The sequence below is a fragment of the Colwellia sp. E150_009 genome (assembly GCF_053543955.1).
In genome coordinates this window covers 38,196-64,203 of sequence record NZ_JBHFOM010000006.1, presented here as the reverse complement: position 1 = coordinate 64,203, position 26,008 = coordinate 38,196, and the positions used below count along the sequence as shown (strand labels likewise).

Below are 26,008 nucleotides of genomic sequence, written 5' to 3'. Positions count from 1 at the left end.
TTAAAACTTCCTTGAGAAATACCGACCGAGCATCGCGCGTTCTATTTTATATTTGACAACTGTGGTCACCAGATTCAGTTAGGATCTCGCGCTTTCAACTTAATCTTTTCGTTAGGTTGAGCACGAGAGTGAAGACGTCTGATAATTTCTCCATTGAAGGTAATAAGATCTTGCCCATTTTCATTACGGCTGAGATTTTATGCGTTACCTTCAGTCATTATGCTTGTACTACCTTTTTTAGCCATTTCTGCAAGGTCTTTATCTACAAAAAACAATGCATGACCATCATGACCAACTAAGTTTATTTTGTCTAAAATACTTTTGAACAAGGTTTCTTCTTCGTGTTGTTCAGAAACATACCATTGTAAAAAGTTAAAGGTAGAATAATCTTGATTGGTAAATGCTTGATGCGCTAAGGCATTAATTCTTTCAGTAATGTAGCACTCATGCTCATAGGTTTTTTCAAATACATCAGCTAGTGAGGTAAATTCATGCGGTGGCGCTTCTATTGCACCTAAAATGGGTAATGCACCTGTTTCACTTACATACGTGAAAAGACGTGTCATATGTCCCATTTCTTCATCGGCGTGTTTACGCATAAATAGAGCGGCGCCTTCAAAGCCTTTTTCTTCACACCAAGCGCTCATTTGTAGATAAAGGTTTGATGAATAAAACTCTAAATTAATTTGAGCGTTGAGTTGGGTAACCATTGTTGATTTTAACATGTGTAATCTCGTCTTTTATATCATAAGTGCAGTTGTATACTTTGACATAGATAATAATCAATTAACAACGTATTAGAGAATTTATCTGTATAATAACTGCGTTTATCTTCTGAACATATTTTTTTAACTAACAATTAATAAATCGCGATTAAATTTTAAACGTGTGTACAACATCTTTTAGGTGGTTTGTTTGTGTAACCATGTTGTCTAATGATTGTGCTGTTTCTTTCGCGCCAACGGCCGTTTGACTAGTTAGGTCATTTATTGCAATAATTTTTTTGTCTATTTCTTTTGCAACGGTGGTTTGTTCTTCTGTTGCTTTAACTATTTGGGCATTAAAGTTAACAATAGATTGAGCAGATGCCGATATGCGATTTAATGCTTCACCAACTTCTTCCGACCATGAAACGCTTTTGCCAACATTTTCGTGGCTGATAGACATTGATTGTGAGGTGTCTGAAACACCTGATTGTAAACGGAGTATTATTTGTTCTATTTCTTGGGTTGACTGTTGAGTGCGTTGGGCTAATGTTCTAACTTCGTCAGCGACCACAGCAAAACCACGGCCTTGTTCGCCTGCACGCGCGGCTTCAATAGCAGCATTTAGCGCAAGTAAATTTGTTTGTTCGGCAATACTTTTTATTACATCGAGTACAACAGAAATACCGTCGCTTTCTTTTGCCAATAGTTCAATCATTTTCATGGAATGGTCAATATTGGTTGAAAGTAACGTTATGCTTTCTAAAGAAGAAGCGACAAGTTGGTTTCCTGAGTTGGCTTCATTGTTTACTTGAATCGATACTTCTGATGCTTCTGCACTTGTTTTAGCGACTCTTTGCACACTATTAGACATTCGATTTACTGCTGTTGTAATTTGCTCTATTTCATTGCTTTGTAATGCAATGGCTTGGTTACTTTGGCTGGCAATATCATCGACTTTGGATGTTTGGGTAACCACGACGTCAGATGTATTGGTAACTTCACTAATGAGGTTACGAATATTATGAGTCATTTGGTTAAATGCCTCAGCGAGTTGCCCTATTTCATCGGTGCTTTTGGGCACTACTTGGGCGCTAAGATCGCCTTTAGAAACATCGCGCGCAACCATTAAAATAGAATCGATACCACGTCTAACCGACATGTTAAAGCCTAGCATTAGGTAACTTACAAAGGCTAAAACAAGTAAACAAGCAATTAAAAGTATATAAAAGTCTTGCAGTTGACTTGCGGCTCTTATTTGTAAATCATCTTCGATAGATGCGATGGTTTGCTCTAAAAAATCATTGATAATTTTTAATGCTGTTACACCGTGAGTAAAGTAGTCCTCCCAAGGTTGATCAAACATTTCATTTAATAGAATATCGTCTAATGCGACTACATCAAGTTGTAGTTGTTTTACTACGTTATGGCTAATGTTTTTTAATTGGTTATCGTTAGATAGTGGGTGTAATTTCAATTCTATATTTTTAGCGTCTTGTTCTAAAAAGACTAAGAGTTCATCAAACGCATCTAAAGATTGGCTTGATAAGCCGCCTGTTTTAAAGGCAATGCTAGCGAATCCTCTATGCATACCTTGGTGCTTGATGGCGAGTTCTAGCTCATCAATAATAAGTTTCATTAGAAAGAAGTTTTTTTCACTGTGGTCTCTAGACAAGCCAGTATCGTTAGCTATAGCACGAACAAGCCCCCAAGTATTCGATACTGTTTGATTGAACACTTCAAATTTTTCGGCCATGGTCATCCTTGTTGCCTCAGTTCTATGATCAACTTGGATATCATTAGTTAATTTTTTAATTAACGATAGGGTACTTGCATTGTTATTGTTTACGATCTTTCTTTCAACAGATTTCAATAGCTGAATATAATCAGTCTCTTTTTGTTGAATACGTTTATCAAGCTCAACATTTACGCTAGCGTTATCGCTACGTACTAATATTAAATCACGTCGTTCAGCTGCAAGTGATACTAAAGATAAAGTGCTACGTAATTCGGTTAAACCGTTTAATTCTTTTTCTGTTACTAGTTTAGCTTTATGTAGAGTATTTAATTGCATATATGCTAGCGCTAATAAAGGCACTAAGCATATTAGGCTGATTAGAACGAATTTTTGTAAATAGGTTAACCTGTTCATTAAATTCGTGGCGGGGCGTAAAATAATGTTCATTTTTAGTCTCATCAATACTTTAAGTTGTTTTTTTAGAATAATACTTAGCGTATATTCAGAAAGTATAGCAGGTTAAATTATCATTAAGTATAGTAGCCTATGTTATGATAGGCATAGGTGAAATCTATGTACATTCATAGACTTGTTTTTTTTATGGGGCTTAATTAATGCGTTTAATTATAGGTATAAGTGGTTCAAGTGGAGTGGTTTACGGCATTCGCTTATTGGAAATGCTTAAAAAGGTTGAAGGTATAGAAACACATTTAGTGATGAGTTCGTACGCACGGTTAAATATAAGTATTGAAACAGATTATACCCTTTCGCAAATTGAGGCACTTGCTGATGTGATTCATAGTAATAAAAATCAAGCGGCGGCTATTTCTAGTGGTTCATTTAAGGCGGATGGTATGATAGTTGCGCCTTGTTCGATGAAAACATTGTCTGCTATTGTGCATTCTTATGCTGACAGCTTAATTGTACGTGCTGCTGATGTAACGCTTAAAGAACGCCGTAAATTAGTATTAATGCCAAGAGAAGTTCCTTTGCATACCGGGCATTGTAAATTATTGTATGAAGCTTCTCAATTAGGCGCAATTATTGCTCCGCCTATGCCTGCTTTTTATAATAAACCTCAAACCGTAGATGATATTGTTAATCACAGCGTAGCGAGAGTGCTTGATTTGTTTGATATAGATACTCATGCGATAAAGCGCTGGGATGGACAGCAGACTTGATTTGTTTTATTGGTCAGTTTTACATGTGTATGAGAAGCTGACCAATTATTATTTTACGCTGTTTTGTGAAATTGAGCCGATTAAAATGAGTAAGTGACTGAAGCGCCAATATTCCTTGGGTCAACAACGGCTGAGTATCCTTTAGGGTATGATCTTCCTATGGGTTCATTACTTACAAGTTCTTGTTTATCAAGTGCATTGTTTATAAATGCCGAGATTAACCAATTATCAGTGGTATAATTTATATTAAGACGGGTTAGGGTATAACCACCGGCAATACGCTCTTTGGTATTGGCAAAATCACCAAAATACTCATCTACATAATTAACAGAAATACCAACGTTTAATTCATCAGTTAGCCAGTATTTTCCACCAAGTTTAGCTGTAATTTCAGGTGCAGAATTCAACTCGTTGCCTGTAGCATCTGCATAATTTTCACCAGCGTCTTTAATTTCAGTTTTTAATAATCCTAAGCCAGCATGTATTTGAAAATCATCGGTGATCATGGCTGATAAATCTAGCTCTGCACCGTAAGTTTGCGCGTGGTCCATATTAACAATGGCACGAGTTGAGCTAAGCGCTTGATAACCGTCGAAGTTATTGAAGAAAGCATTAGCCGTAAAATTTACGTCTTTAGTTAAACTACTGCGTACCGTAAATTCATACGTATCAACGGTTTCTTTGTCGTAATAATAATATGTTTGTGTTGCCCAGTTTAACGCGCCGCCAGCTGCGTTGTAACCTCGACGAGCACTGGCAGATAATGTTGTTTCATCTGAAATTTGATATTGCAGAACTAATTTAGGTAGGCTAATGGTTTTGCTATTATCTAATTTAGCATTGTAAATATTACTGCTAGGCATCGAAAAATCACGCTTTTGCGTTTCTCTTTCAATTCGTCCACCAACAATTACTGTCCAATTATCAGCAAATTTATAGCTGACTTCGCCATAAATAGCTTCTGATTCGCTGGCATCATCACCATTATATGGAAATTGTCCTTCACTATAAAAATCTTGCTCGCGTTCAAAGTATGCTAAGCCTATAAAACCATTAACTACTGGATTATTATTTCCAATGTTTATTTTCATATCAACAGTGGTGTTATTCTCGTCCATTTTTACAAATTGTTCAGTGGCCTCTGTTTCTGCATAGACACTCATCGCCCACTCAAAATCCATGATTGCGGCTAAAAAATCTATTGAGATAGAGTCATTAATGACATAGTCAAGCTTTATGCTGATGGTTTCTGATTCAGTGTCCATATAAGTAGGGTTAATTGGTTCAAAAGCATAAGGATCATCTCCAGCATAATATTTACGGCCTGAATTACCTTTTTCATCATTGGTTGAGTAGGTAAGCATCGCTGCGAAGTCTTCAATAGCCTTGGGTTTCCACAATAATTTGGTTTTTAATCTATTTGTTGTGATTGCGTTTAGATCATGTTCACTGGGGTTGTTTTCAAAAATAATGGGATTGTCAACGGTGTCACCGTCAAGACGTTGGAATGATGCTCTAAAGGCTAGTTCTTCATTGACTAATGGGCCAGAAATTACAAAAGATGAGTCTATATAACTGTCTTGGTTTCGGTAACCTAAGCGTGCTGCTCCTTCCCAATCAAATGATGGGTCTTTTGTTTTTATATAAACTGCACCACCAATGCTATTTCGACCATTGCTGGTTGACTGTGGACCCCGAAAAACTTCAACTTGTTCAACATCCCAAATACCAGAGTCAGCCGTAACAAAGGCAACAAAAGGCTCAACTACCCCATCAATTAAGGTAGATACGCGAGCTTTGGCACCACCACTAAAGGCATTAAATCCAGAGGCGCTACCATTACCCGAAACGCCACGTATATCTGGCGTTGCACCTGACAATACAACCACATTTGGAATATCTGAAATGGCATTACTCATGCTTAAGCTTTGCATTGTTTTTAGGGTTTCTTCTGTGATGACAGAAACTGATGAGCTTGTGTCTTTTAAACTACGTTCTGCTTTTTCACCTAAAACCGTGATTTGCTCCATTGATTGTAGTTGACCCGCATCATCTTCAGCAAAAACGGAGGGTGTGGAGAGTATACTAAGTAAAGCGGCAGAGAGTGTGCTGATCTTAAATATTAAGTTTTTCATGTAAGTCTTAACCTTAAGTTTTATTAATTTAGAGTTTTATAATTTTAATGGGCGCTAATTTACGCCAATACAAACACCAATGCAAATAAAAATGATTGTCATTCATTGTTATGTTGGTAAAATACATCATTGAAATTTCACCCTGCGTTATCAGGCGTTATCACTTATGTTTGTTTACCTGAATATGCTTTAATAAACATTTAATAACAGTACAAATGATGCGAATTATAACGAGATGTAAACAATGTTCTGTGAGAGGAAAAATTCATATGTGGCTATTTTTAGGGTTATTGGTAACACTCTTGGGGGCGACGCTACTCTACCTTTCAAACAAAAACCAACACATCATTACTCGTCCACTAACTAAAAGTTGGCGCTTAATTGGTATTGTGTGCTGCTTATTGGTTTTATTGATTTGGCTGCAGTTATTTGTTGTTAGCGCAGCAATATTTACTTGGCTCTTTACCTTAAATGTTGCGCTTGTAGGCATTCCTTTGCTGACATTAAATCAGTTTTTTTGCAAAAATAAAGGGGAAGAGTGATGGCAAGGCTATTAGCAAGTGAGAAAATTCAACCGCATTGGTGGTCAAAAACGTTTGCGGGAATAATACTTGGTTTGTCATTAAGTTATGCGTTGGTCATTCTATTTGCTTGGTATGGCCCTGGAGGCATTGATGCTCCTGTTAAAGTGCAGTTTAATATGTGGTTAATAAGCCCTATTTGGTTGTTAATTTTAAGTTTTACCTATTTATTTAAAACAGGTTTGAAAGCGATGAGTTATTTATTATTAGCAAATATTCTTGCTTACGGTGTATTTTTCTTATTGGGGGCAGGTGCATGAAAATTCGCAGCGATATTTTACGTACCTATCAGTCTATTCACACTTGGACGGGAATTATTGCAGGGTTAGTCCTGTTTATTGGTTTTTATGCTGGCTCTTTGAGTATGTTTGAAAAAGAAATATCTCATTGGGCAACACCTTCAAAGCATCATTTATCACCAATCCCTAAAGATAAATTTGATGAGTTAATTACCAAAGCCTCAACAACTTTTGATAAAGTTCAACAAGGCTTTACGATAAATATTAGCGAACATTTATCTCCCTTAATCTGGAGTGAAGAAGGCGGTGGTCGTGGTTTGCAATTAAAGCATACCGTTAGACATGCAACATTATCAGAAGAGGGCGAACTAATTACTCAAGCAAATTTGAGTAATGAATTAGGTGACTTAATTGATAACTTACATCGCACCGCAGGTATTATAGGTAAAATAGGGCATGAAGATCTCGGTGTTCTGATTTTGGGGCTAGCAGCAGTACTCTATTTTTTAGCGTTAGTCTCTGGTGTTATCTTTTTGCTACCCACCATGGCGAAAAGTTTTTTTGCTTTGCGAAAAAATAAAGGGGCTAATCGATTTTGGCTAGACAGTCATAACCTTATTGGTATTGTTAGCTTGCCATTTCATATTATTATAGCTATTACCGTTGTTGTCTTTGCTTTTCATGATGCTTTTTATGGTGGCCTTAGCGTAGGTTATGGTGATAAACCACTTTTTGAACAAGCTAAAAAATCCTCGGTGATACATTCTATCGATCAGTTACCTTCTATTAATACTTATTTTAGCAAAGTAAATGAATTAACAGACGGTTATGAAATTAGATCCATGGCGTTTACAGGACTGAATTCACCGCGTCCATCGGTGGGTATAACAATAGTCAATAAAGAAGAAATGATGCGTAATAGTACGGGGGATTTCATCTATATGAATCCCTATACCTTTGAGGTAACTTTTAGCAGCATACCAATGAGTGAAAAGGATATTTATACGCCATTAGTTGCAAGTTTTTTCTCGTTACACTTTGGTGGATATGGTGGTGATTTAGGGCGTTGGTTATATTTTATTATGGGTTTATTAGGCGCGTTTCTATTTTATAGCGGTAATTTACTGTGGTTAGAAAAGCGTAGACAAAAACAAACAGTACAGACAAAAGCTAATCGATTTATGGCATCGTTAACTATTGGTGTATGTCTAGGTTCAATGTTAGCGGTTGCAATAACATTACTCGCAAGCAAGTGGTTGAATTTAATAGGTGACCAAGTTAACAATCACTACTTAACTTGTTATTACTTAGTTTTTTTTGCATCACTTATTTATGCTTTTTTTTGTGGGGCAGCCAAAAGCGCTATTAACTTACAGTATTTAATGAGTTTAGCGTGTTTATTTATTCCAACAACAACCATATTAACGTTGGTTATACCAGGTATTGGTTTATGGGAAACTAATCAATTATCATCGGTTATGGTTGAGCTTGTTGCCTTAGTGTTTTCAGGGTTATTTTACTACAGCGCATGCAAAACGAAGCACCGAGCTTATTATGGTGAGCGTAATAGTATTTGGGCATTATCAAGCGTACCGCTAGCTGAAGTTGTAGACAATAGAAACCCCAGTTGTACTTAATATAAGCAGCATTATTCATTGTACTTTAAAGCATAAGATATTAATTCAATCAACATGGTAAAGTGTTGATTGAATATTTTCCTAAATTGAAGCTTGTTGTTTTAGTTTAAGCACTCTCATTATTTTTTAAAAGCTGAAATGAATGACAGCCAATGAGGCTTAAAGCTTAATGTTAATGATATCAATAGGGCGATTAGCATTGCACTAGCAAACCAATAAACTAACCCTAATGTTAACCCCCATAAATTTATTCCTAAAATAATTGATGTTAATAATAAAGCATAACCACTTACCCTAAATATCCATAAAGTACGTGTTGGTAGCTGCGAGTGTTTATTATGAACCTGATTATAGTGACGTGATAACGAAAGACTTAATAAAATAAAGCCAAACATGAGTAATATCAGTTCAATTAAAATGCTCATAGTTAATGCACCGCTGCTTTTAGTTTTTTCTTGGTGTTTAAATTGGCCAGAATAGGGGTAGACTTTTTTTGCTCTTTAGTTTTATTAACTATTATTGCAGCCATAGCAAAGCATATTCCAAAAAATAACATACTCAGGTCAAAACCAAGCATTAACCAATCACTTTTTTGTATACTTAACAGAATATTATGCTCGGTTGTTACTAAATTTACTAAAGGCAATGTTAAGTAAATAATTGCGCTAAACCAAAGTAAATTTAACCATGCTTTTCTTGTTGAAAGGCATAAAGAAAAAATGATGCTTGCAAGCATTGCAATAAAAAAGCAATTAACTTCCCAATTAGCTCGATCTGTTATGTCTATAGGTAAAAGCCGATTTGCCCAAAAGTAGCTAGCAATGGCAATAGGTAAACCAATAATAATGCCAATGTTAATGTGTTCTATAACTGAAATAACATTTAATTGCTTGTTTTTGGGTTTGTTTATTTGTCGCTTTTTTATCCATAAAATAATACCTGTTGCGATCATTCCTGCGCCAAGTAATCCTGATAAAAAATATAACCAGCGTACATAAATATTGGCAAAAAGCCCTTCATGTAAATGTTCAAATAAGTCGTATATTTGGGCTGCACTGCCAGCCTTCTCTGTTGCTGTTTGAATTTCTACTTTGTTACTATTAATACGATATTTAACTGTTGAGACTAAGTGAATGCCTTCATATTTATCAAACCATATTTCGTACTGCTCATTTTTACTGCCTTGTTCAATGAGCCCTATATAATTAATTTTATGGTTTTTGTAACGTATAGCGACATCATTTAGCACTGTTTTTAAAGAGAAGCTTTCTGTTGGTAAATCAATGTATTGTTGCTCTTTAATGTCTAATTTTGCTTCGTTATAAAACTTTCTATGGTTTTGTTGCCCTTCACCGTAGCGAAAATCGATTACTGATGACATGGTAATGCCCATTAAAAGTAATAAACCACTGTAGGTAATCATTAAGTGAAAAGGTAAGGGTAAAACGCTAAAAATATTGTGAATATCTAGCCATGACCGTATTCCTTTTTTAGCTCGAAAAGTGAAAAATTCAATAAATATTTTTTTGTGGATAATTACTCCTGTCACTAAACCTATCAACATTAGCATTGTTGCTAAACTTGTTAGAATATAGCCTGCAAGTTGAGGTATATAATGTAAATTATAATGCATGCGATACAAGGTTTCTCCGCCTGCCGTTTTTCTTGCATCGTTTGCTTCACCTGTTTGGGTGTCTAGGTATCTTTTATGCCAACTCCTTAATATATTTTTTTCTACATCGGCTGATTGTAACCATTGAATTTGAACAAATGGTGTCCGTGAAGCGGGTAAGCCGATATACCATTGTGTAGACTCTGGGGCTAATTTTTTTAGCTGCAGTTCAGCTGCTGCAATGACTTTATCTTGACTGATAACTTGATCAACAACCGTAATTTCAGGTTTCATCCAGCGATCTATTTCGCTGTCAAAATATCCCGTAGTGCCCGTAATAAATATAAAATATAATAGCCAGCCGAAGGAAAAGCCAACCCAGGTATGTAGCCAATTCATTGATTGTCGAAATCGTGGTTTCATGAGTTAACTACCATAATTAAGGTAAGCTATAATGCCGTAAGCAATTAAACAACCGCTAACAACACTGATACCTGCTTTTTTTGCCGTTTTGGTTGAAAAAACAACCAAAACGGTAATGGTATAAATAATAAAACTAACCATCATACCCATCACAATACCATCTACTTTATTATCTGCAGGTAAATATGAAATAATTATTGCCACCAAGTTAGCTAATATAAAGCCCCCAATTAGTGCGATAAAAATTCTTGCAGTAATGTTGATTGAATTCGCGTAATTTTTAATAAATGTCATAATATTATTTTCTGCGGATGCTAAAAAGCCAATGATAGGCGTGGTTTTGATTAAAGACTATATGCTATAAAATACGACCAAAGCACGATCAAAAATTCGTGCTTTGTAGTATCAAATAAAACTTATTGTAGATTAGAAGTGATAAGAGGCCGTTAGGCAAATATCACGGCCTGCTTCTTTAATACCTACAACACTGCTATAACCCTCGAACCCTTTACCTAATTGACCATAGTCAGCAACACTGCCGTGATTTCTGTATGATTCATCAAGTAAATTTTGAATGGCTATATCTATAGTTAAGTTCTCTATAGGTGAATATTTAACGTAAGCATCCACAACGGTATAACTAGGTTTATCAATTGTTTCTATTTCTGTTAGCCAACCTAATTCAATGGAGCGGTGAAACACTTCAATGTTATTTAAACTTGCAACATAATTGACGTTTAAACCCATTTCTAAGTTGTCACTCATTTCATAATTAAAGTTTATATTTAAAGAATCGCCAACGGCATTACCTAGCCCACCGTATTCGTATGCAGCTAAATCAACACCATCAAGTACAACAGTACTAAATCCTGATTCGGCATTTGCATCTGGCCACACAAATGGAGCATTATTTAGTTCAACGGTATTGCTATTGTAACTAATAACAACATCAAAATTATCTGCTTGATACCCCATGACTAATTCAAAACCACTTGATTCTAAATCGCCAATATTCTCATAAAAAACACCTTCGCTACCTTTAAATTTATCAAATACAACATCATTAATTTCACTAATATAAGCAGATGCTTCAAAAATAAAAGTACCGTCGTTGTATTGTAAACCAAGCTCTTTATTGTCAACTTCTTCAGGTTCTAAATTTTCATTGTGGGTTAGCTCGCCTACAGTAAATGCATCAGCTACCTGTCTACCACGTAATGCTTCTGCGTAACTTACCGAAAATTTAAGGTGCTCGGTTATACTATAAATTACACCAAAGTTAGTGCTAAAACCGTCTTGCTTTTTAGTTGAAAATGAATCGCTTGTTGTTACTGGCTCACCATCACTGTTAGTTTCAACAACCCATATACCATCTACTTTAACCCAGTTAGCTGATTCGCCAGTATGATCTAATTTATAGCTATCATGACGTGCACCAAAACTAACAAGTAAATCATCATTTAATTGCCAGTGATCTTGAATGTATAGCCCAGTGACAGTGCCTTTTTCATCATAAATACCGCCAAAATCTTCATAAGATTGAGAATGTACTTTATCAACTTTACGTTCAAGTCCGTAGGTGAAAGAATGTTCACCAAAATCGCTGGTATTACGAATATCAAACCCTGTGGTTTCAATTGATGCATCCCAGGTGTATAGCTCTCGTTTAAACGATGAATCAGTTTGATATAGTGTCGTTTCTATATTAACTAGCTCATTTAAATACCATGTGTGGTTTAGCACTATCGTTTCACGATCACCCCAAGATTGAAATAAGGGATCATCAGCTAATGGCGCCCAGTTAGTTTGTTTACCGAATTTGCCTTCTTCTTCTCGACTTTCATAACTAATGGTAAGATCTTGATTTTCTGTTAGTTCAGCATTTATTTTTACAAAAGCAAGCGCTTGATCGGCAGCAGAACCTGGAATTTCTTCACCGTCGCCATCTTCCATATTGTCTTGGCTAACATTTACAAATGAGGCTAATATACCTACTTTTTCTGTCGCTTTACCATATAAAGAAAGGCTTTCTTTATGGCCACTATTTGAAAAGTAACTCAGCTTAGCCATACCACCAAACTGTTCATCTTTATTTAGTAAATCATCAGCACTTTTAGTTTTAAAACGAATAGCACCACCAACAGCGCCTGTGCCTGCCGTAGCTTCACCTGTACCCGCTTGTACTTCAACACTTTGTAATAGTTCAGGTTCAATTGACACACGGCCAATATGGTGAAATAACGTACTTGTTTGTGGCGCACCATCAACAGTAACATTGACCATTGAGTCTTCTAAACCGCGAACATAAACTTTTTGTGCTATGCCTAAAGACCCACCAACGGTTACTGATGGTGTTTGTCGGAATATATCTGCTAAATCGTTTGCTTGATATTTTTCAAGCTGATCTGGGGTTATTTTTGTATTGGTTGTAGCGCCAACTACTGTAATTTTTTCAATCGCTTTTGTGTCTTGTTCATTCACTACTTGAGAAGCTAATGCATTAGTATTCACAAGGGCTGTTATAACGCTAACACTTATCAGTGCCGTTCGAAATACTTGTTTTTTATTAGATTTAAATGCCATGGTTAATTCCCGATTAATTATATTAATGAGAATTATTACCATTTAAGCTGTGTATTTATACAACTTTTACATTTGTTACATTTATGTAATGGGAATTGTTATCAATACCATTAAGCCGCCAGCATGATGATTTTCTGCTGATATATTAGCTCTCACACTATTTAACAGACGTTTTGCTAGGGCAAGGCCAAGACCAAAACTTTCATTTCCTGCTTCACGTGAGTTTTCTACTCGAAAAAAAGGACGAAAAATTTTGTCTAAATATTGTGTTGCTATGCCTGGTCCTTGATCTATTACTTCAATACAATAATTATTATTCTGCTTTATTAATTTTACGGTAACTTTTTTTCCTACAGGAGTATGGCGCAATGCATTACGAATGATATTCTCTAATGCTGGGCAAAGTGCCTGATGGCTACTATTACTAATAATCGCATTGTTTGGAGTTTCAAGTATTAATTCTCGATTTGAAAATTCAAATTTAGCATCATCAATAACAACATCTAATAAATCGACTAAGTCAACATTTTCGCGCTGAATAATGGGTTTTTCATTGTCAAGCCATGCTAATGTTAATGTATCTTCAACTAATTTACGGATATAGACAGATTCTCTAGAAATACGCTCAAGGTGTTGATGGCTATTGTCCATTTCAAAATTATTTACAGCTATATCTAGGCGGGTTAATGGTGTTCGTAATTCATGTGATAAATCTGAAATAAGCTGTCGTTGGCTTGCTATTAATTCCCCTATTTGGCTAGCCATTTGGTCAAAAGTAGCGGCTAAATGAGCAAGCTCGTCATTTCTATTACCTAGTAGTTTTTTAACTCTAACGTCAAAATTACCTTTGCTAAAAGCTGACGTTGCTTTTTCAAGTTGATGTAACGGTGTAATAATGTGTCTGTATAACCATGTTGAAAGTATTATCAAAATTGTCATAGGCAATATTATTTGCAAAACAATTTTAGTGGTTAACCAATATTCACCAGGTCTCATGCGATCTGGCAGTTTTATTAAAAAGCTACCTTTAGCTTTTGAAAAGGGTAACTCCATTATTGGGTTTTGTTCAAAGTATAAATGTATCTTCCAATCAACGTTGCGACCAAAATGATAAGCTTCTACAGTATCAACATTAATGTTTTCACCAGCTATATTCTCAATATTAAAGCTAGCGATAGATACTCGTGTACTCTCTTTTTGTTTTAGCTCAGTTATCCATTGGTTTAATGCGAGTTTGTCTCCAGACAAATACAGCGCTTCTGCTGTTTTAGCCCATGCTTTTAATTGCTGGCGATCAGGTTTAGCAATAAAACTCATACCTTCTTCAGTTTTTAACGTTAAAACACTTAAAATGTAAAAAAACGCGACTAAGCCCGTAGCAATAATTAAGCATGACTTCCAAAGAAATTGACGCTTCATTTAAAACAATATCCTTTTCCGTGAACTGTTTGTAAGCGTTCGCCTAACCAGTTAGCCTCATTAAGCTTTCGGCGTACTCTACTTAAGTGCATGTCTAAACTTCGATCGTAGGCACCTAGTTTTTTATTTAACACTATTTGATATAAATCTGCTTTGCTGATGATTTTATTCTGTTGTGAAATTAACTCCCATAACAATTTAAACTGAATTGTAGTAAATTCCACTTCTTTATTGTTTACTAAAATTTGCTGCTTAGCAGCATTAAGGGTTAAACCATCAATAGCTATTTCAACCTGCCTTTTCGCTTGTGTTTGCGGTTGGCTTCTTCTAAGTAAACCTTCAATTCTGAGTAGTAGTTCTTGGCTGTTGAATGGTTTAGCTACGTAGTCATCTGCGCCATGCGTTAACCCTAAAATTCTTTCTTCTTCTGCACCTTTTGCTGAAATCATAATCACGGGTTGCTGACTCGTCTCCCTTAATGATTTTAGCAGTGAAACACCGTCTAGTTTAGGGAGCATTTTGTCGAGTAAAATAAGCTGATGTTGATGTGTTTGCGCTAACTTTAATCCACTAATACCATCAAAGCATTGTTCAACAATGTACCCTGATTTAGTTAATAAATCGGTAAGGTAATTATTTAAAGTAGTATCGTCTTCGATGAGTAAAACTTTTATTTTTAACACTGTTTAGCCTCAATAACTTTTGTTAATAACAATCATTATCATTTTAACAGTAATATTAAGCGCTATGAAAGAATTAGCAATTTCATTTTTGTTAGACACATATTATCTAGATTTAGTTACGCACTGTTCTGTATTTCTTAACGTTCTATCACCACAATAAAAATGAGCAATCACTTGATAATAAGAATTGTTATCATTATCATACATAGCAAATAAAACACAATACTAAATATTGGATGAATAATGAATATCGTTACTAAAAAGCTTGTTAGTTTGGTTATTGGTTCGGCTGTACTTCCGTTGGTTACTTTTGCTCAGGCTGATGATGTAGAAAATAAAGAGAAAGCAACAAAAGATAAAATATTTGAACGAATAGAGGTGATGGGAAGTCCTTTAGATCGGGCAACAACAGCCACTGGTCTTCCTTTAACTTTACGTGAAACGCCACAATCTATTTCGGTTATTGATAGAACATTTATGGATAGCTTTGCGCTTGATACTGTAGCAGATGTTATGCAATTTGCACCAGGGATTCAGGCGCAACAGGCAGAAACTGATCGTTTCTTTTTTCGTGCCCGGGGTCGTAATGTAACAAACTTTCAATTTGATGGCGTGCCAATTTCCTATAATAGTTTTTTTAGTGAGGCTCTGGCGGACTCAATTATTTTTGAACGAGTGGAGGTAGTTCGTGGAGCAACGGGTTTGTTAACAGGAGCGGGTGAACCTTCTGCAGCTATTAACCTTATTCGAAAACGACCAAGAATAGACGATGGTGGCTATGCTAAAGTAAGCCTTGGTTCGTGGAGTAACTTTCGTTTAGAAGGCGACTATTCGCAAACGTTGAGTGAAAGTGGTGATGTAAAAGGTATTGTAGCAATAGCACACGAACAGGGCGATAGCTATGTAAATTTGTCAGAACAAGATAACTCTCAATTATACGCTGTTGTTACGGCTGATTTAACAATGGATACCCGTTTGACGGTAGGTGCGGATTATAGTGAGCGTAATCCTAAAGGAAGTATGTGGGGTGCATTACCGTTATTTTATTCTGATGGTAGTCAGACCGATGATTTATCTGTGAGTACGACTACGGCTTCATCATGGAATAGCTGGGCGCGTAAGAGTACTAATGCATTTTTGCAACTGGAACATGCTTTTGATAATGGTTGGGATATAAAAGTTGACCTTGAACACCGTGAAGGAGAAATGGATGGATACCTGTTGTATTTTTCTGGATATTTAGATAAAGCAACTGGTGAAGGGCTTGGTACGTCACCGAATCATTATGTTTCTGACCGCGAACAAACCTCTTTTCGTGTGCTTGCCTCTGGGCCATTTGAGTTATTTGGTAGAGAACACCAGTTAACGGCGGGCGCGCTCTATGCTAAGCAAGATGTAGACGCTTCTTCATATGGTACCAATGATACTCTAATTGTTCCTAGCCTGTATGATTGGGGTAATGGTGTGGCAAAGCCAAATTTTGATAATACTCCACGATATTCCACAACCGACACTCATACACAAGAGGGCGTTTATATTGCGGCTAAGTTAAACCTGACAGACAATTTAACTACTATTTTAGGTAACCGCATTACTAATTATGATACAGAATCGATAGCTCCTTGGTCTAGCAGTAAATATGAAAATAATAATGTTAATACGCCTTATGTTGGTGTGATTTATGGCATAACTGATATTATATCAGCATACACAAGTTATACTGAAATCTTCCAGCCACAGGATGCTCGTGATGTAAATAGTGAGCAGATTGGGCCTGTAGAAGGTTCTAATATTGAGTTGGGTATTAAAGGTGACTTCTTTAACGAAGCGCTGAGTGCAAGTATTGCTATTTATGAAGTTAAAGAAGATAATTTAGCGATAGCAGATCCTAATAATACTGATCCTCTACCAGGTACGACTATTTTTCCTTCTATTGGGGTAAAAGGTGCCAAAAGTAAAGGCTACGAAGTAGAGTTCAATGGTAAGCCAACCGAGCAGTTGAACATTTTCTTTAGTTACACACACAATAAAGCTGAAGATGCTGATGGTTCAGATTATGCTACTTACTTACCTAAAAGCATGCTGAAGGCTAGCGTACTTTACAAGGTGTCAACTTCATTAAAATTAGGCGTTAATGCTAATTGGCAAAGTAAAATGACTAATCCTAGTGCAGGACCAAATGGAGAAATCTTTACTCAAGATAGTTATGCAGTAGTGAACTTGATGGCTAGCTATCAGTTTGCTCGCGATTGGGAATTGACTGCTAATGTAAATAATGTGTTTGATGAAAAATACTATTCAAGCATTGATTTTTATAATCAGGGGTATTTTGGCGAACCAAGTAATACTGAGGTTAGCGTTAAGTATAATTGGTAATTTTTGTGTTTAAAATTGGCTATTTGCTTCTTGTTAGGGGTTGTAATCCATTCAATGTTATAAGTTGCTTCACTAAAAAAAGTGATGCAATTTTAAGATGAAGTTAGTTAGGGAATGCGCTATTAGTTAGATGATTATATGCCATTGTTCACTATGTTAAAAAGCTTTAGGGATTGCTTGATTTACATACACATCAAACCTATTTTTTTTCATTTTGATAGAGGTACTTGGTTTTTTATTCGGTTGTGATGTACAGCTTAATGGTGGCGCATAACTAGGGCGTTTAACTACCACACGATACTTTGCTAATGCCAATGCAGGGGCTAATAAATCATCGGCATCTAAATCTTCACCCACTAAAGATTGAAATACGCGCATTTCTTTTTTCACTGCCGCAGATTTTTCTCGGTGTGGATACATGGGGTCTAAATAAACAACGTCGACCTGTTGGGCTAAATTCATGTTGTCTATAGAGGATGCATGCACTAATTTCATACGGTTGGCTATATCACCAACGTCGCGATTAAGTTTGGCTCGTTCAAGTCCATCATCAAGTAGGGCTGCGACAATGGGCATGCGTTCCATTAAAGTCACTTGGCACCCTAAACTAGCTAATACAAAGGCATCGCGGCCTAAACCTGCGGTTGCATCTAAAACATGTGGGGTAAAACCGTGTTTAAGACCTATGGCTTTGGCAATGTCTTGACCTCGGCCACCGCCAAATTTTCTGCGGTGAGCTACAGCGCCTTCAACAAAATCAACGTTAATGCCACCCAGTTTAGGTTCATCTAGTTTTAGCAGTTCTAATATGTGGTTATTAAGCTGTAATAAAAAATTAAGTTGTGTTTGTTTAGTTGCTGCGGCTGAGTCACCTAGGTAGTTTAAATGCCATTTTTTCGCAATAAGCTTGCAACGATCACTGTCAATAGCATCACAATAAGCAACAGCAATATTTTTAGGGTGTGAGTCATTCATTATGCTTGTTCAACATGAACATAGTTATCACCACTGGCAAAAGCGATTAATCGGCTGAGTTGGGTAAGGCTGTACCCTGACTCTTGTTGAAGTTGATTAAAATAGGCTTGAATGGCGGTTAAACTTTTTTTGCTTTGTAAGCCACCATCAATGACTTTTTGCGCTCTAAGGTAGCCTTCAACGTCTGAACTTAAAATAAAAGTATCCTTGCCTAACAAGCGCAAAGCGTAAGGGCCAGTATTGCCTCCTAAGCGTTTCCCATGCTTTTTTAGGTAAGTCCATAAGCCAATAATATCACTACTTGGCCAGTCGGCAATAAATTGAGCAAACGATGCTTTATGTTCAATGTGATGGTTAAATATCATTTGCGCATTGGCTTGAATGGTTTTTACTTTGCTGTAATTACGAATAATTTTAGGATCTGCTGCTTTTTGTTCTAGCATTTCTTCTGGCATCATCAGTATTTTTTCAATATTAAAATTGAAAAAACTTTCTTCAAAATCAGGCCATTTATTTTCCACCACACGTGTAACCACCCATAAGGAATTAAAATACGAACACAGATAATGTATTAATTTGTAAGTGAAATAAGAGAATGGCATGAATTCAAGGTGTCCATAAAGTAAGTAATTTTTTATGGACTAAATATGTAAAAATTGTACATATATGTCCATATTATCCTAATTGTACAATCGCACAGGATAACATTCAATTTTGCCAATAATAATATTTGCTTTGAACACCAAGTTATTAAAAATTAATTATCTGTTGTGTCTCAGTAATATTGGCCACAACTTCATACTTTCTATCTTGGTTTTGAGTCTGGGACGACTGCTCCTCAGGTTTTGAGATATTTCCGATAAACACTAAGTTTCAGTATTTTCTGAAATAGATAAAGCATCTTCTATTTCAACACCCAAATATTCAATTGTACTTTGCAGTTTTGAATGCCCAAGCAATAACTGTATGGCTCTTAAATTCTTTGTCTTTGCATAGATTAAGGATGCTTTTGTTCGTCTAAGGGAGTGCGTTCCATATTGGGTGATATCTAAGCCTAAGATGGAAACCCAACCTTTGACGATATTAGCATAATAGTGATAACAAATATGTTGCCCTAGTTTTCTTGGACTAGGAAATAAGAAGTCAGAGGGCGATAGTTTTTTTAAATATACCCACTAGTTCAAGCACTGTTGAGTCTTTGGTGTTATTTCAAATTGAACTTCTTTGTGAGTTTTTTGTTGCTCAATCATCGCACGAGATTGAATTAATGAGGCTGATGAAATATATCGAACTTTTAAGCTTATTAAATCACACGATCTAAGTTTACTATCTATAGCTAAATTAAATAAAGCGAGTTGTTCTAACTTATTTTCAATTTCTAATCTTATTCGAATGCGCCAAATCTCTTCAAGTTTAAACGCTTTTTTCTGACCAACTCGTTTACCTTTGTTCCAAGCTGTCATGATCAACTCCTATTGGTGTGTGGAATTATTAGTTAAGTTGAAAAGGTGGGGTATATAAAAGCTCGTTGTAAATTAAAGGTGAATCTATAGTTGATATAGGAAACTGGGAGCTGGAGTAATCAAAATTATTAAAGTAAAAATGAAAAGCCGCATTAACAGCGGCTAATTTGAAAATCAAAATTTTCTATACGTTAACCGCATCTTTTAATGCCTTTCCGGCTTTAAATGCGGGCACTTTCGCTGCAGCTATTTGTATTTCTGCACCTGTTTGAGGATTGCGACCAGTACGAGCAGCACGGTCATTGACTTTATAAGTACCAAAACCTACCAAGGCTACTTCACCGCCATTTGCTAATTCAGTTGTTACAGAGCCAATTAGACTATCTAACGCACGAGCAGCCGAAGCTTTTGAAATATCTGCGCCTTCAGCTATTTTAGCTATCAATTCGCTTTTGTTCATTATTGTTATTCCTTTTATTGTTGTTACGAACATACTAAAAAATAACAATGGAGAGAGCAATATAAATTGTCTTTCTTAGTCGTCGTAGATGCCTAGGGCTAACTCGGAAAGGGGCACATTGCTGCATAGAATTTATGATTACTTAGTGAAAAAGGAAATATCTAGCTAAGGTCCATTGCAAGCTCATTGCTAACTGTGGGAGCCCATATCAACAAGCTAACTTTTAACACTTTGGAGACATTGCGCCAATGTAATTGTACTGTGACTAAAGGTGAGGTTGATAAAAGCAGGTAGTTATACTTTGAATATAAATCTCGTGTGCAGGATTTTACAGCTCAAATTTATTGTCGACCTAAACAATAAGGCAATAATTTAAGGGCATTTTTCGCATCGTCAACACCTCGATGGCATACGCCATCAAAAGGGATATTGTAATGTAACAACGCATTTTGTAACCCCATTCGTTTTACTTTTTGATATCGCGCTAAATATCTTTTTAAATTAATATGGGGCGCTTGAATAGGACAAGGTATCTTATACTGAAGACTTTCAGAGTTTAAATGATTTTTATCGTAATTTCCCCAAGAACAAAAGAGATGATTGGGATATTTTGATAGCCACTGTTCAAACGTTGATGCGGCAACAGAAAACTTAGGGGCACTGTCGACATCTTGTTGTGTAATGCTCGTCAATTCAGTACAAAAGGGTGTTAACGTCGTTATCCTTATTGGTTTTACAAAGGTTGTAAAGGAGGCTAGGTATGATAGGCTCTTACCTTTGGCGACAACAGCACCAATTTCAATGATTTCACCTTCATTTGTAGGGATTGTTCCTTTATCACAACACGTTGACTCTAAGTCTACAATGACATAATAATCAAAAGTTGAAGTGTCTATTAAACCATTAGGAATATCATTGTTACTTTTCATTTTATATTTCTTTTAGTTTAAGGGCTATTTCATTAAGTAATCTCGCTCCTGAACTCCCATAATAACCCTATTTAGAGAATTATTGTTAGGATTTGTATGGCAAAAATCTTATCTCGTTATATTACTAACTCCTTATACATTGAAGTTAGGGCAGAAAGTATATCTTAGGAGTGAAGTTGATAAAGTGAGAATGATTGATGATGTTCTTTTTTGGGAGGGAGATGAAATTTGTTATTTGCCAACTCCACGTTAAGTTATTATTTACAACGTTAAAAAGCAGCGATAGACTGCGCAGTTCACTTTGTCAACTTATGACAAAATTAACGTTTTTTGATGTTATTTTTTGGATAGGAATAAGGATATGGCCTCACGCCATTGTAATATCAATTTCGTAAAAATATTAAGTCTTGTTTTAGTATTATCTTCATTTATTTTTTCGACGCTCACGTTCGCTTATGCAAGTAGCATACTAGGCAATTGGGAGTCATCTGTTGAAAAGGATATTCACTCAACCAAAAACCCTCATTTTCAGTTTAGTGTCACCGAAGCTAAAACAGTGTTGTTTGAAATATCATCAAACTTTACTTCAAACACATACCAGCAAGGGCTTTATGTATACTTATTAAATTCTGATGGAGAAGTCTTAAAAGAAAAGCAAGGAAGTAAATCATTTCTGAGTTTATCTCATCAATTAGACATTGGTTCATATACGTTAGTAGTTTCAACTATTAAGTCTTACGGTATAGGCTCTTTCACCATAACAACTTACGATTTGTCGAGCCCGATGACCGCCAAAATAGCATCGACGACAGAAGGTGGTTGGGCACTTCCAGTAAGAGCTGTAGCTAAAGATGTTCATTCTATCAATAATCCTCATTACCCTTTTAATCTTAACGAAGCCAAAAATATTACATTTGATATATCAGGAAATTTTACATCCGGTGCTTATCAACAGAGTTTTTATCTTTATTTATTAGATTCTCAAGGGCTTGTGATAAATGAACTTCAGGGAACTGATATGTCATCAAGTAGCTCATCGCCTGTACGTTTTTCAGCAGACTTACAGGCAGGAGATTACACCTTAGTGCTTTCGGTCACAAAAGACTCCGGCAGTATAGGCTCTTTCACCATAACAACTTACGATTTGTCGAGCCCGATGACCCCCAAAACAACATCAACCCTAGATGGGGAGTGGGATAAAACGACTGGAAATAATATAACCTTTGGATACAACCCTCGCTACAAGCTTGAAGTATATAAAAATGGCATTGTTGACATTCAAATGGACAGCACAGGAATTATTCATAATGGTTACCTGTATTTAATAAATCAAAATGGTGGGATAGTTGCAGAAGGTGGAGGTTCAAGTAATATCACCCGTATTCAAGCTTCCGTTCAAGCTGGAATGTATAATGTTGTTGCCTCAACCACCAGCCATAACGAGAATGGAAATTTCACGCTATCAACCTATGGCGGAATGCTGTCAGGGCTTACTCCTGAAACGTACCAAGGGAGTTGGATCTCTTCTGGTGGGAAAAGCTATCAAGACAAAGGCAATAAGCCGGTAACGTTAACCATTGAAGAGGCTGGTCGTTATGAAATTCTTATTAATTCAGACAATAATAGCGAACCTTATCTGTATTTACTTAATGAGCAAGGCGAAATAATACCTGCAACACCGAGTACAGGGCAAAATTATGGCAGTATTAAACTCGACTTAGTGCCAGGGAAATATATTGTCGTTGCCGCGACTACAAGTGCCGGTATCTCTGATAATTTTACCCTGAGCGTTATCAACGCTAAATTTAGCGAATTTATTCCGCTACCTGTTACGTATTCTGTCCCAGTTAACACTGGGAAATATCAAACTGAAACAATTACACTTAATATTCCCAGTGAGTTACTTGCAGGAGAAAAACAAAATTTAGCATTTAGCTATACGGTAAACGGTGTTAAGACTACTGTCGATTTAGCGCAGTATCAGTGCTCGCAAGGTCAATCTTGTACTATTACCGTTGATACTTCAGCTGTAGCGCCCGCAAGTGCCATCGATTGGCAGCTAACAGGCGATGCCTTCATTGATGGAGCATGGCAAAATCAAGTGCTTATGGAGGAGGTCAGTCTGCATAAGCTTAACGTAATCACCTTAAATCCCTTAAAACAAGATACCTTTTATGCGCCAATTAATATTCAGATAGGTCAAGCGAGTATAGTCGAGAAATATGAAAATTTCAGGTTAGAGTATCAACATAAAGCCTATTCTCAAGGTAGCGTTCAAAATAGCATTTTGATTCCTGTAGAAGAATTAAGTAATTTCACCTTTGATGTAGATTTGACCGATTTAAAACCCAGAAGTCCATATATTGTAGATAAGGAAGATGATACTGGCCCTGTTTTACATGCAAAGCTCATTGCCGACAGAATTGGTGGAGCAAAAGATGTTGAATTGTCTAGCCAAAGTCAGTTTTATACTATAAGGCCAGAATTCAAACTATCAGAAACCTTTGCAAGTGATGGTATTGTAAGATTTAAAGCGCTACTACCTTCTCTTCATAAAACCCCTAAAATTGAAGTTACATCTACTACTCGCGGTAGTGTTATTAAATACCCTTACCCAGATTCATATACACCTGGGCCTGAATATGTGGACTATGAAATCTATATCGGCAATGCTGGAAGCGTTCAGATAACTCCAGTACAAGTCTCTCCTTGGGGTATTGCTCAATTCTCTATTATTAAAGAGGCTGAACCCCCTGAATTAACAATAACGCCATTAAATCGAAAAGGGATAATGCATAATGGAATTTATGCACAGGCTAAGTGGGGCACAAATAAAAACCCTACCATTAGCCCAATCAAACCGATGGATTACTATTGTCCACAACGGTGTGATGTTAAATTACATTATCGATATATAACCAATACTCAAACATTTGATTGGCAAACCTATTCACTAAATAATAACTTCGAAACCGCGAGTAGGGATCCATCAAGTGATTTTAGTACTTATGCATCGGGATTTTCTGAAGGTTTGTGGTTTGATATCAATGAAACGGGAGCTATTGAGGCTAAACTAGTTGCTAGTTACACATGGGAAGGTAGCGACTTTACACAAACCATTGCTGAGACATCAGTTGATGTTGAACCTCGACAAATAGAGACACCTGTTGATAAGTTATTACAGGATGCAAACGTTAATAAATGGGAGTATAAACTCGATTGGCGTAACAGTACTGACACCAACTGGGTCATTGACATGAGATGGCCGGAAGTTTTAAATGCAAACTTTAAGATAGAGCATGAGGTCAATGGTGTTTGGGAAGGGTTAACTAAGTTAGAGCATGAAGTCGGTGGTGTTTGGCAAGAAGCGAGTCAATTGGAATGCGATACAATATACATTTGTGTGGAAGTACCTATTTGTACAGGTACTGATAACGCTTGTCGTATTACATTGGAAAATGCTGATGTTAGTGAGAAGTTCAAACTAACGACGGTAACTGGTGGAGATACTACTTTTGAAGAGTTGACTATTTTATTAGGTGGCAATTCTTTTACCGCTCACCCTGTTACAACTAGCTCATCTAAAGCCTTTAAAGGCGATTTTCAATATGATTTAAATGGCGAAAACGATTATGTGCGTTATTTTTATACTGAAGATGAAACTTTATTTGACCAACCTATCGTAGATGGTTGGCAAGAGCTATCAATTGACCAATCAGCATTTGATGATATCAACACGATAAATACACTTCGCCTTTTTAGTTTTATTAAACACAGTGAAGGAGTTGATGCAGCGGCTGTTCGGTTACTCTTATGTCGAAATGATATTGGTTGTTACTCGCCGCCAAAAACTTACCAGATTAAACTACCGCTGGGGCCACAAATGTATTTTGTTGATGCACCGGATAAATCAATGAAAACACCAGATTGGTTTAAAATCTGGGTTAAGCCATATACCGATGAAAGTTATAAATATCGCCTTACGGCGGACAGTTATTATACTGATTATCTTCATCTCATTGAAAAAACAGATTCCGATAGCTTTGTTTGGAGTGTTAGCGGGGTTTTTGACGCAACTAATGGCGACCATTTAAGGCTAACTAGTGAGGCGCATCGTTTAAGCTCATCGGCTGGTTTTGGCCGAAAATCAGATGATTATGTGCCAATATCATATCTAGCAGGTGAGATAGTAGCACCTGAGCTGGTTTTTACTGCGCCACCACCAGGTTGCCCTAGCGGTGAAATGAATTGTGGATATCGATATGTAAACCCAATGAATCCTGGAACTATCAACGCAACTATTTCGCACCCTAAAGGAATAAAAAAAGCAAGGCTAATATTATATTCTGACACTATTACCAGAGAAATAGGCTTGGGAATCACTCAAAGTTCAGCTACCGAAGCTTCACTTAGTTTCGACCTAGCTGAGCTAGGGCATACCCTCTATAACTACCGCATTATTGCCAGCAGTAATAGCGGAACTACTGTTCAAAGCGCCTATTATACGATGAGGGCTGACAACGACTTAATTGCAGCGCCGAACAACTTGACAATAGTAGATAATAACGATGGCACTGCAACAGCGACGTGGCAGGATTTAACAGGTTCGCCACAATTTAACCGCTACCGAATTTATTACAACCAAAACACTCAGGCCTACATAAATGATAGAAGCCAATATACTTTCACTTTGCCAACAACAAAGAGTATTAATTTTGGGGTAGCAGTTTGTTACTTAATAAAGGATTCGGTATCAAACCAAGAGGTTGAAAAATGTTCCCATTTCACTTCTGACGTTTACGAAAAAAAATCGATACTTAGCATCAAAACAGATTTATTGGGAACAGTTGCTCCCCCATCAGGTCAATAA

The 26,008-nt window shown here is 36.5% G+C and carries 18 protein-coding genes and 2 pseudogenes; 6 read left to right on the top strand and 14 right to left on the bottom strand.

Annotated features, from left to right (window positions below):
• Positions 1-197: 197 nt before the first annotated feature.
• Both ftnA and ACE1OF_RS04465 read right to left on the bottom strand, forming a co-directional pair.
• Positions 198-725: a non-heme ferritin gene (gene ftnA, locus ACE1OF_RS04470; protein ID WP_448893042.1), complete on the bottom strand. Its 528-nt coding sequence runs from the start codon at positions 723-725 to the stop codon at positions 198-200.
• Positions 726-873: 148 nt separating this feature from the next.
• Entirely contained in the window at positions 874-2,778 is a 1,905-nt protein-coding gene (locus ACE1OF_RS04465) for a methyl-accepting chemotaxis protein (RefSeq protein ID WP_448893041.1), read from the bottom strand.
• Positions 2,779-3,056: 278 nt separating this feature from the next.
• On the opposite strand from ACE1OF_RS04465, the gene ACE1OF_RS04460 reads away from it, so the two are divergent.
• Positions 3,057-3,623 (top strand): UbiX family flavin prenyltransferase, encoded by a 567-nt coding sequence (locus ACE1OF_RS04460; RefSeq protein ID WP_448893040.1) that lies wholly within the window; start codon positions 3,057-3,059, stop codon positions 3,621-3,623.
• 80 nt (positions 3,624-3,703) lie between these two features.
• Here ACE1OF_RS04460 and ACE1OF_RS04455 read toward each other — a convergent pair whose 3' ends face one another.
• Complete coding sequence (locus ACE1OF_RS04455; protein WP_448893039.1) at positions 3,704-5,758, bottom strand: TonB-dependent receptor; 2,055 nt, start codon at positions 5,756-5,758, stop codon at positions 3,704-3,706.
• A 269-nt stretch (positions 5,759-6,027) separates the two neighbouring features.
• Between ACE1OF_RS04455 and ACE1OF_RS04450 the strand changes: the two genes are divergently transcribed.
• The 3 genes from ACE1OF_RS04450 to ACE1OF_RS04440 are packed head-to-tail and all read left to right on the top strand — an operon-like array spanning position 6,028 to position 8,215.
• Positions 6,028-6,300, top strand: coding sequence for a hypothetical protein (locus tag ACE1OF_RS04450; RefSeq protein ID WP_448893038.1), 273 nt, complete (start codon positions 6,028-6,030; stop codon positions 6,298-6,300).
• Positions 6,300-6,599, top strand: a complete 300-nt coding sequence (locus ACE1OF_RS04445; RefSeq protein WP_448893037.1) for a hypothetical protein — start codon at positions 6,300-6,302, stop codon at positions 6,597-6,599. The genes ACE1OF_RS04450 and ACE1OF_RS04445 overlap by 1 nt, the downstream gene beginning before the upstream one ends.
• Positions 6,596-8,215, top strand: a complete 1,620-nt coding sequence (locus tag ACE1OF_RS04440) for a PepSY-associated TM helix domain-containing protein (RefSeq protein ID WP_448893036.1) — start codon at positions 6,596-6,598, stop codon at positions 8,213-8,215. The genes ACE1OF_RS04445 and ACE1OF_RS04440 overlap by 4 nt, the downstream gene beginning before the upstream one ends.
• A 119-nt stretch (positions 8,216-8,334) precedes the next feature.
• Here ACE1OF_RS04440 and ACE1OF_RS04435 read toward each other — a convergent pair whose 3' ends face one another.
• From ACE1OF_RS04435 to ACE1OF_RS04410, 6 genes are all read right to left on the bottom strand, one after another.
• Positions 8,335-8,640: a DUF3325 domain-containing protein gene (locus ACE1OF_RS04435; protein WP_448893035.1), complete on the bottom strand. Its 306-nt coding sequence runs from the start codon at positions 8,638-8,640 to the stop codon at positions 8,335-8,337.
• A 2-nt stretch (positions 8,641-8,642) separates the two neighbouring features.
• Positions 8,643-10,250, bottom strand: coding sequence for a PepSY-associated TM helix domain-containing protein (locus ACE1OF_RS04430; RefSeq protein ID WP_448893034.1), 1,608 nt, complete (start codon positions 10,248-10,250; stop codon positions 8,643-8,645).
• 3 nt (positions 10,251-10,253) lie between these two features.
• The gene (locus tag ACE1OF_RS04425) at positions 10,254-10,544 is read right to left on the bottom strand and encodes a hypothetical protein (protein ID WP_448893033.1); all 291 of its coding nucleotides are present in this window, start codon (positions 10,542-10,544) and stop codon (positions 10,254-10,256) included.
• A gap of 132 nt (positions 10,545-10,676) precedes the next feature.
• Positions 10,677-12,833: a TonB-dependent receptor domain-containing protein gene (locus ACE1OF_RS04420; RefSeq protein ID WP_448893032.1), complete on the bottom strand. Its 2,157-nt coding sequence runs from the start codon at positions 12,831-12,833 to the stop codon at positions 10,677-10,679.
• An 81-nt stretch (positions 12,834-12,914) separates the two neighbouring features.
• Positions 12,915-14,252: a histidine kinase sensor domain-containing protein gene (locus tag ACE1OF_RS04415; RefSeq protein WP_448893031.1), complete on the bottom strand. Its 1,338-nt coding sequence runs from the start codon at positions 14,250-14,252 to the stop codon at positions 12,915-12,917.
• Positions 14,249-14,935, bottom strand: coding sequence for a response regulator transcription factor (locus ACE1OF_RS04410; protein ID WP_448893030.1), 687 nt, complete (start codon positions 14,933-14,935; stop codon positions 14,249-14,251). The genes ACE1OF_RS04415 and ACE1OF_RS04410 overlap by 4 nt, the downstream gene beginning before the upstream one ends.
• A 243-nt stretch (positions 14,936-15,178) precedes the next feature.
• Between ACE1OF_RS04410 and ACE1OF_RS04405 the strand changes: the two genes are divergently transcribed.
• Positions 15,179-17,311 (top strand): TonB-dependent siderophore receptor, encoded by a 2,133-nt coding sequence (locus ACE1OF_RS04405; protein WP_448893029.1) that lies wholly within the window; start codon positions 15,179-15,181, stop codon positions 17,309-17,311.
• 156 nt (positions 17,312-17,467) lie between these two features.
• On the opposite strand, the gene ACE1OF_RS04400 is transcribed toward ACE1OF_RS04405, so the two are convergent.
• The 5 genes and pseudogenes from ACE1OF_RS04400 to ACE1OF_RS04380 all read right to left on the bottom strand — a co-directional run bounded on the left by ACE1OF_RS04400 (position 17,468) and on the right by ACE1OF_RS04380 (position 21,138).
• Entirely contained in the window at positions 17,468-18,262 is a 795-nt protein-coding gene (locus ACE1OF_RS04400) for a class I SAM-dependent methyltransferase (RefSeq protein WP_448893124.1), read from the bottom strand.
• Positions 18,263-18,285: 23 nt separating this feature from the next.
• Positions 18,286-18,810, bottom strand: a pseudogene (locus ACE1OF_RS04395) (DNA-3-methyladenine glycosylase I); the annotation flags it as partial.
• Between the two features lie 342 nt (positions 18,811-19,152).
• Positions 19,153-19,749, bottom strand: a pseudogene (locus tag ACE1OF_RS04390) (tyrosine-type recombinase/integrase).
• A 184-nt stretch (positions 19,750-19,933) separates the two neighbouring features.
• On the bottom strand, positions 19,934-20,209 hold the full coding sequence (locus ACE1OF_RS04385) for an HU family DNA-binding protein (protein ID WP_448893028.1): 276 nt from the start codon (positions 20,207-20,209) through the stop codon (positions 19,934-19,936).
• 341 nt (positions 20,210-20,550) lie between these two features.
• Positions 20,551-21,138, bottom strand: a complete 588-nt coding sequence (locus ACE1OF_RS04380; protein ID WP_448893027.1) for an exonuclease domain-containing protein — start codon at positions 21,136-21,138, stop codon at positions 20,551-20,553.
• A gap of 361 nt (positions 21,139-21,499) precedes the next feature.
• Between ACE1OF_RS04380 and ACE1OF_RS04375 the strand changes: the two genes are divergently transcribed.
• Positions 21,500-26,008, top strand: a complete 4,509-nt coding sequence (locus tag ACE1OF_RS04375) for a hypothetical protein (RefSeq protein WP_448893026.1) — start codon at positions 21,500-21,502, stop codon at positions 26,006-26,008.

Coding starts and splice junctions, on each gene's coding strand:
- ftnA (WP_448893042.1), bottom strand. CDS start 725: ATGTTAAAATCAACAATGGTTACCCAACTCAACGCTCAAATTAATTTA.
- ACE1OF_RS04465 (WP_448893041.1), bottom strand. CDS start 2,778: ATGCAATTAAATACTCTACATAAAGCTAAACTAGTAACAGAAAAAGAA.
- ACE1OF_RS04460 (WP_448893040.1), top strand. CDS start 3,057: ATGCGTTTAATTATAGGTATAAGTGGTTCAAGTGGAGTGGTTTACGGC.
- ACE1OF_RS04455 (WP_448893039.1), bottom strand. CDS start 5,758: ATGAAAAACTTAATATTTAAGATCAGCACACTCTCTGCCGCTTTACTT.
- ACE1OF_RS04450 (WP_448893038.1), top strand. CDS start 6,028: ATGTGGCTATTTTTAGGGTTATTGGTAACACTCTTGGGGGCGACGCTA.
- ACE1OF_RS04445 (WP_448893037.1), top strand. CDS start 6,300: ATGGCAAGGCTATTAGCAAGTGAGAAAATTCAACCGCATTGGTGGTCA.
- ACE1OF_RS04440 (WP_448893036.1), top strand. CDS start 6,596: ATGAAAATTCGCAGCGATATTTTACGTACCTATCAGTCTATTCACACT.
- ACE1OF_RS04435 (WP_448893035.1), bottom strand. CDS start 8,640: ATGAGCATTTTAATTGAACTGATATTACTCATGTTTGGCTTTATTTTA.
- ACE1OF_RS04430 (WP_448893034.1), bottom strand. CDS start 10,250: ATGAAACCACGATTTCGACAATCAATGAATTGGCTACATACCTGGGTT.
- ACE1OF_RS04425 (WP_448893033.1), bottom strand. CDS start 10,544: ATGACATTTATTAAAAATTACGCGAATTCAATCAACATTACTGCAAGA.
- ACE1OF_RS04420 (WP_448893032.1), bottom strand. CDS start 12,833: ATGGCATTTAAATCTAATAAAAAACAAGTATTTCGAACGGCACTGATA.
- ACE1OF_RS04415 (WP_448893031.1), bottom strand. CDS start 14,252: ATGAAGCGTCAATTTCTTTGGAAGTCATGCTTAATTATTGCTACGGGC.
- ACE1OF_RS04405 (WP_448893029.1), top strand. CDS start 15,179: ATGAATATCGTTACTAAAAAGCTTGTTAGTTTGGTTATTGGTTCGGCT.
- ACE1OF_RS04385 (WP_448893028.1), bottom strand. CDS start 20,209: ATGAACAAAAGCGAATTGATAGCTAAAATAGCTGAAGGCGCAGATATT.
- ACE1OF_RS04380 (WP_448893027.1), bottom strand. CDS start 21,138: ATGAAAAGTAACAATGATATTCCTAATGGTTTAATAGACACTTCAACT.
- ACE1OF_RS04375 (WP_448893026.1), top strand. CDS start 21,500: ATGGCCTCACGCCATTGTAATATCAATTTCGTAAAAATATTAAGTCTT.